This window comes from Streptomyces sp. NPDC036984, from assembly GCF_055607665.1.
Genome location: NZ_JBVJRL010000011.1, coordinates 39,930 through 46,624 on the forward strand (window position 1 = coordinate 39,930; position 6,695 = coordinate 46,624).

At 69.1% G+C, this 6,695-nt stretch carries 3 protein-coding genes, 1 tRNA gene and 1 pseudogene; 4 read left to right on the forward strand and 1 reads right to left on the reverse strand.

Annotation, left to right across the window (positions count from 1 at the left end; translation table 11 throughout):
* Window positions 1–121 precede the first annotated feature (121 nt).
* Window positions 122–1,744 (forward strand): hypothetical protein, encoded by a 1,623-nt coding sequence (locus ACZ7DL_RS20950; RefSeq protein WP_470775838.1) that lies wholly within the window; start codon window positions 122–124, stop codon window positions 1,742–1,744.
* Between the two features lie 70 nt (window positions 1,745–1,814).
* Window positions 1,815–2,135, forward strand: a complete 321-nt coding sequence (locus ACZ7DL_RS20955; RefSeq protein ID WP_470775840.1) for a hypothetical protein — start codon at window positions 1,815–1,817, stop codon at window positions 2,133–2,135.
* Here the strand turns inward: ACZ7DL_RS20955 and ACZ7DL_RS20960 are convergent.
* A pseudogene (locus tag ACZ7DL_RS20960) lies at window positions 2,132–2,440 on the reverse strand (ABC-2 transporter permease); the annotation flags it as partial. The gene ACZ7DL_RS20955 and the pseudogene ACZ7DL_RS20960 overlap by 4 nt on opposite strands.
* A 91-nt stretch (window positions 2,441–2,531) precedes the next feature.
* Between ACZ7DL_RS20960 and hrpA the strand changes: the two are divergent.
* Both hrpA and ACZ7DL_RS20970 read left to right on the forward strand, forming a co-directional pair.
* A complete protein-coding gene (hrpA, locus tag ACZ7DL_RS20965) occupies window positions 2,532–6,497 on the forward strand; it encodes an ATP-dependent RNA helicase HrpA (protein ID WP_470775841.1) in 3,966 nt (1,321 codons plus the stop codon).
* A 96-nt stretch (window positions 6,498–6,593) separates the two neighbouring features.
* Window positions 6,594–6,668 (forward strand) — tRNA-Asp (locus ACZ7DL_RS20970).
* Window positions 6,669–6,695: the final 27 nt, after the last annotated feature.

Sequence of the window (6,695 nt, forward strand, 5' to 3'; positions counted from 1 at the left end):
ACGTGGCCTGAAAGCGCACGGCCACCGACTCGGCCCCGGCCCCCAGTCACGAGCACGGAAACCCCCCTCCCGCACAGCCGGAGGGGGGTTTCGTCGTAAGGGAAGACCCTGAGGGGGGTTCTTGAGACAGACAGCCAGAGGGCTGGTGACGGCCGGCGCCGTACTTGTCGCCGCACTCGCCCTGCCCGGCACCGCTCATGCCGCCGGACCGTACGTCAAGGACGCGCACAGCGACCAGGCCGACTGGTCGGTCCTCGACGTGCGCCTCAACTTCAGCGGCGATATCGACAAGATCACCGCGAAGCTCCGCCCGGCCGGCAGCAGCGACACGGCCGAGCCGGTGGCCACGATCACCGACTTCACCAAGCGGTACGAGTACAGCTCGTGGGACGCCGTATGGACCTCCCAGCCGATCCACCTGGACGCCCTCGGCGACTACACGGTCGACGTCGAGGCGACGGACGGCTCCGGGGAGACCACCGTCCAGCAGAACGCGGGCACCCTGCACTACCAGAAACAGCCCGTCTTCAGCGGCTTCTCGGTCACACCGACCGAGCCGGACATCGAGCACAAGACGGTCACGGCCGCCGGCGACATGGTGGTCCGCGACCCCAGCACCCGGGAGACGGTGCCACTGCCCGGCGCCACCGTGAACCTCTCCTTCGACGGGGGGAGCAAGGAGGCGACCGCCGTCACGGACGAGGCGGGCCACTTCGCCGCCTCCCATGAGCCGACGGGGGCCGGCTGGACCTCCGCCGACTACAACGGCGGCCTGGGCTTCGCCGCCGCCTCCCCGATCCAGGTCTGGCCGACGGCCGCGCCGACCCGGATGGTCCTCGACAAGAACGACTTCCACGTCACCACCGGTGAGAAGATCAACGTCACCGGCACGCTCCAGTACCAGTACGGCGCGGAGTGGAAGCCGCTGTCCGGCATCCCGCTGGAGATGGACTACAAGGAGTGCAGCACGTGCAGCCCGGTCGACACGACGACCGACGCGAACGGCCGCTTCTCCTTCGTGCGGACCCCGTACGGCAGCAAGAGCGTCTACGAGATCGCCTTCACGTCGTACACCCCCTTCGCGCAGCACAGCACGGCGGATGTCACCGTGGCGGTCACCGCGACGACGAAGTTCTCCGGCTTCACCGCGACGCTGGACAAGTACGCGCAAGCGAAGGTCACCGGCACCCTCGATCTGATCGGCCGTGACGTCAACGACCAGGCGAACGTGGACATCCAGTACTCGCCGGACGGCAAGACCGGCTGGACCACGAAGAAGACCGTGAAGGTCGCTTTCGGCTCCCAGTTCACCGCCGACAAGGTGCCCGGCTACACGGACGGCTACTGGCGCCTGCGCTACGCCGGCTCCACCACGAAGGACATCAAGGGCAGCACCAGCAACAGCCTGCGCCGCAACCGCGCCCTCACCCGGGTCAAGGACGCCAACGCGTCCCCGGAGCCGGTGACCAAGGGCCGGACGATCACCGTCAAGGGCGTGCTCCAGGAGCGCGCGGTCGGCTCCTCGACGTGGAAGGCGTACGGCGCCAAGAAGGTGCAGATCCTCTTCCGGCCCAAGGGCGCGACGACCTGGTACCTGATGTCCACGGTCACCACCCAGAGCAACGGTTCCTTCAGCAAGGGCTTCACGGCCCGGCAGGACGGCACCTGGGTGCCCGTCTTCCTCTACCCGGACAGCAAGCACTTCGTGGGCAGCGGCACGGAGGACTACGTCGACGTGCGCTGACCTTGGCACCACGCTCGCTCGGCGCTACGTTCAGGCTGGCCGAGCGTGGTGTTCGGCGGTGGGGGGAGACATGAGCCGGGACGAGGCCAGAGCCATTCGGGACACCGACCTGGAGAAGGACCGGGCCCGGTACGGGCTGCTCGCGGTCGTCATCAGCAATCTCGCGATCGCCTCGGTCGCGGTCTTCGGCGTGTGGCGGCTCGACGGGGACAAAGCGGTGATCGTCGGCATCCTCACCGCCGCCTTCACCGCCGTCAGCAGCATGACCACCGCCTACCTCGGCATCAAGGCGGTCTCCAACACCGCGAGGTCCATCGCGCTCGGAGACATCCCCTCCCGCAGGCACGCGGAAGCGGTCCCGCCGGCCCCGCCCGCCCAGCGCACCCCCTAGTCCGCGTCGTCCGGCCGGGCCGGCCGGCCGCCCGGGTGCCGGTGCCGCCGGATCAGGAAGACCGCGCAGGAGACGACCGCCCAGCCGGCCAGCACCAGGAACGGGAACGCGTGCTGGTGCCCCCGGAAGTACACCGCGGTGTGCTGGGCGTTCACCGAGGCACCGGGCGGCAGCCAGCGGCCGATCGCGCCGAGCGGGGACGGCAGCAGCGGCCAGGAGACGGCACCGCCGGACGACGGGTTGCCGAGCAGCACCATCAGGCCCCAGGCCGGCAGCATGGCCCAGCGTCCGACCAGGGTGTGGAACGACAGACCCGCGCCCCTTCAGGGGTACCGGCCCCGCCGCCGTTCAAATCGTTCGCCTGTCTTTCGGGGGAGGTGAGATCCTGGACCGCGTATGTCTACGCATCCCGCCCCCGCCCTCGGCACCCTCGCCCCCCGTCTGACCGAGCTGTCACTGCGCGACGCGCAACGGCTCGGCCGGCGGCTGGAGGGCGCGCGCAAGATCCGCAAGCCGGAGGCGCGCGCCGCCGTCCTCGCCGAGATCGAGACCGAGATCGCCCGCGCCGCGGACCGGATGGCCGAGCGGCGCTCCCGCGTGCCGGCCGTCACCTACCCCGAGCAGCTGCCGGTCAGCCAGAAGAAGGACGAGATCGCGGCGGCCATCCGCGATCACCAGGTCGTGATCGTGGCCGGTGAGACCGGCTCCGGCAAGACCACGCAGATCCCGAAGATCTGTATGGAGCTGGGCCGGGGCGTGCGCGGCATGATCGGGCACACCCAGCCCCGCCGGATCGCCGCCCGGACCGTCGCCGAGCGCGTGGCGGAGGAGTTGAAGACCCCGCTCGGCGAGGCCGTCGGCTGGAAGGTCCGGTTCACCGACCAGGTGAACCCGGACGCCACTTTCGTCAAGCTGATGACGGACGGCATCCTGCTCGCCGAGATCCAGACCGACCGCGAGCTGCGCGCCTACGACACGATCATCATCGACGAGGCCCACGAGCGGTCCCTCAACATCGACTTCCTGCTGGGCTACCTCGCCCAGCTGCTGCCCAGGCGCCCGGACCTGAAGGTCGTCATCACCTCGGCGACCATCGACCCCGAGCGCTTCTCCCGGCACTTCGGCGACGCCCCGATCATCGAGGTCAGTGGCCGGACGTACCCGGTGGAGGTCCGTTACCGGCCCCTCCTGGAGGAGTACGCCGAGGACGCTGCGGACGCCGACCGGGACCAGATCACCGCCATCACCGACGCCGTCGAGGAGCTGATGGCGGAGGGCCGGGGCGACATCCTCGTCTTCCTCTCCGGCGAGCGGGAGATCCGCGACACCGCCGACGCGCTGGAGAAGAAGAAGTACAGATTCACCGAGGTACTCCCCCTCTACGCCCGGCTCTCGCACGCCGAGCAGCACCGCGTCTTCCAGCCGCACACCGGGCGCAGGATCGTTCTGGCGACCAACGTCGCCGAGACCTCCCTCACGGTCCCCGGGATCAAGTACGTCATCGACCCCGGCTTCGCCCGGATCAGCCGCTACAGCCACCGCACCAAGGTCCAGCGGCTGCCGATCGAACCGATCTCGCAGGCCAGCGCCAATCAGCGCAAGGGCCGCTGCGGCCGTACCTCCGACGGCATCTGCATCCGCCTGTACTCCGAGGACGACTTCCTCGCCCGTCCGGAGTTCACGGACGCGGAGATCCTCCGTACGAACCTGGCGAGCGTCATCCTCCAGATGACCGCCGCCGGCCTCGGCGACATCGAGAAGTTCCCCTTCATCGACCCGCCGGACCACCGCAACATCCGCGACGGCGTGCAGCTCCTCCAGGAGCTGGGCGCGCTGGACCCGGCCCAGAAGGACCCGCGCAAGCGGCTCACGGACACCGGCCGCAAGCTGGCCCAGCTGCCCGTCGACCCGCGCCTGGCCCGCATGGTCCTGGAGGCGGACCGGAACGACTGTGTCCGCGAGGTCATGGTCATCGCCGCCGCGCTGTCCATCCAGGACCCGCGCGAGCGCCCCGCCGAGAAGCAGGCGCAGGCCGACCAGCAACACGCCCGCTTCAAGGACGAGACCAGCGACTTCCTCGCCTACCTGAACCTGTGGCGGTACATCCGCGAACAGCAGAAGGAGCGGGGCTCCAGCTCCTTCCGCCGGATGTGCAAGCAGGAGTACCTGAACTTCCTGCGCATTCGCGAATGGCAGGACATCTACACCCAGCTGCGCACGGTCGCCAAGCAGATGGGCCTGCACGTCAAGGAGCCTTCGGCGGGCACGGACGCTTCCGCCGACCGCGTCCATGTCTCCCTCCTCGCCGGCCTCCTCTCCCACATCGGGATGAAGGACGTGAAGGACGGCAACAAGAACGAGTACCTGGGCGCCCGCAACGCCAAGTTCGCGATCTTCCCGGGCTCGGCACTGTTCAAGAAGCAGCCGAAGTTCGTGATGTCGGCCGAGCTGGTGGAGACCAGTCGCCTCTGGGCGCGGGTCAACGCGAAGATCGAGCCCGAGTGGGTCGAACCGCTCGCCGAGCATTTGCTGAAGCGGACGTACAGCGAACCGCACTGGGAGAAGGACCAGGCGGCCGTGATGGCGTACGAGAAGGTCACGCTGTACGGCGTCCCGATCGTCGCCCAGCGCAAGGTGAACTACGGCCGGATCGACCCCGAGGTCTCCCGCGAGCTGTTCATCCGCAACGCGCTCGTGGAGGGCGACTGGCGCACGCACCACAAGTTCTTCGCGGACAACCGCAAACTGCTCAGCGAGGTCGAGGAGTTGGAGCACCGCGCCCGGCGCCGGGACATCGTCGTGGACGACGACACCCTGTTCGACTTCTACGACCAGCGGGTGCCCGAACACGTCGTCTCCGGCGCCCACTTCGACTCATGGTGGAAGCGGAAGCGGCACGAGCAGCCGGACTTCCTGGACTTCGAGCGGGAGATGCTCATCCGGGAGTCGGCGGAGGCGGTCACCAAGGCCGACTACCCGGACACCTGGCGGCAGGGGCCGCTCAAGTTCCGGGTGACGTACCAGTTCGAGCCGGGCGCGGACGCCGACGGCGTGACGGTCCACATCCCGCTCCAGGTCCTCAACCAGGTCACGGACGAGGGCTTCGACTGGCAGATCCCGGGCCTGCGCGAGGAAGTGGTGACGGAGCTGATCCGCTCCCTGCCGAAGCCGGTCCGCCGCCACTACGTGCCGGCGCCGAATTACGCGAAGGCGTTCCTGGAGAAGGCGGTGCCCCTCCAGGAGCCGCTGACCGTCACGATGGCCCGCGAGCTGAAGCGGATGGTCGGCGTCCCCTTCGAGGCGGACGACTTCGACTGGGCCAAGGTCCCCGACCACCTGAAGATCACTTTCCGGATCGTCGACGAGCGGCGCCGGAAGCTGGCCGAGGACAAGGACCTGGAGCCGCTGAAGCTGCGCCTGAAGCCGAAGGCGCGCCAGGCCCTGTCCCAGGCCGCGGCGGCAACCGCGTCCCGCGAGGGCGGCGAGTCCCTGGAGCGCAAGGGGCTGACGGACTGGACGATCGGGACCCTCACCCGGGTCTTCGAGACGCGCCGGGCCGGGCAGCCGGTCAAGGCGTACCCGGCGCTGGTGGACGACGGCGACACGGTCTCCGTCCGGCTCTTCGACACGGAGGCCGAGCAGGCGGAGGCCATGTGGAAGGGCACCCGCCGGCTGATCCTGCGCAACATCCCGGTGAACCCGGCGAAGTTCGCCTCGGAGAAGCTGACGAACGCCCAGAAGCTGGCCCTGTCCGCCAACCCCCACGGCTCGATCCAGGCCCTGTTCGACGACTGCGCGATGGCCGCGGCGGACAAGCTCATCGGGGACTTCGGCGGGCCCGCGTGGGACGAGGAGTCGTACCGGAAGCTGTACGACAAGGTGCGGGCGGAGATCGTGGACACCACGGTCCGTACGGTCGCCCAGGTGCAGCAGGTCCTCGCGGCCTGGCAGGCCTGTGAACGCCGCCTGAAGGCCGTCGGCAGCCCTGCCCTGCTCGCGAACCTCACGGACGTCCGCAAGCAGCTGGACGCCCTCGTGAAGCCCGGCTTCGTGACGTGGGCGGGCATACGCCGGCTCCCCGACCTCATGCGCTATCTCGTGGCCGTCGACCGGCGCCTCCAGCAGATGCCGACGAACGTCCAGCGGGACACCACGCGCATGGAGAAGGTCCACGAGATGCAGGACGAGTACGCCTGGCTCCTGGAGCAGCTCCCCAAGGGCCGCCCGGTGCCGGCCTCGGTCCTGGACATCCGCTGGATGCTGGAGGAGCTCCGGGTCAGCTATTTCGCCCACGCGCTCGGCACGGCGTACCCGATCTCCGACAAGCGGATCGTGAAGGCGATCGACGCGGCGGCCCCGTGATCAACTCGGCACGGAGGGTGAGTTCGACCAGGACCCGCACCCTCCTGTAGAGTCTCTTCTCGCAGCGCAACGCACAAAGCAAGCGCCGCGAAGCCAGGTCCTGTGGAGCAGTTTGGAGTGCTCGCCACCCTGTCAAGGTGGAGGCCGCGGGTTCAAATCCCGTCAGGACCGCATGAAGAGTGAGGCCCCGCCCCGACA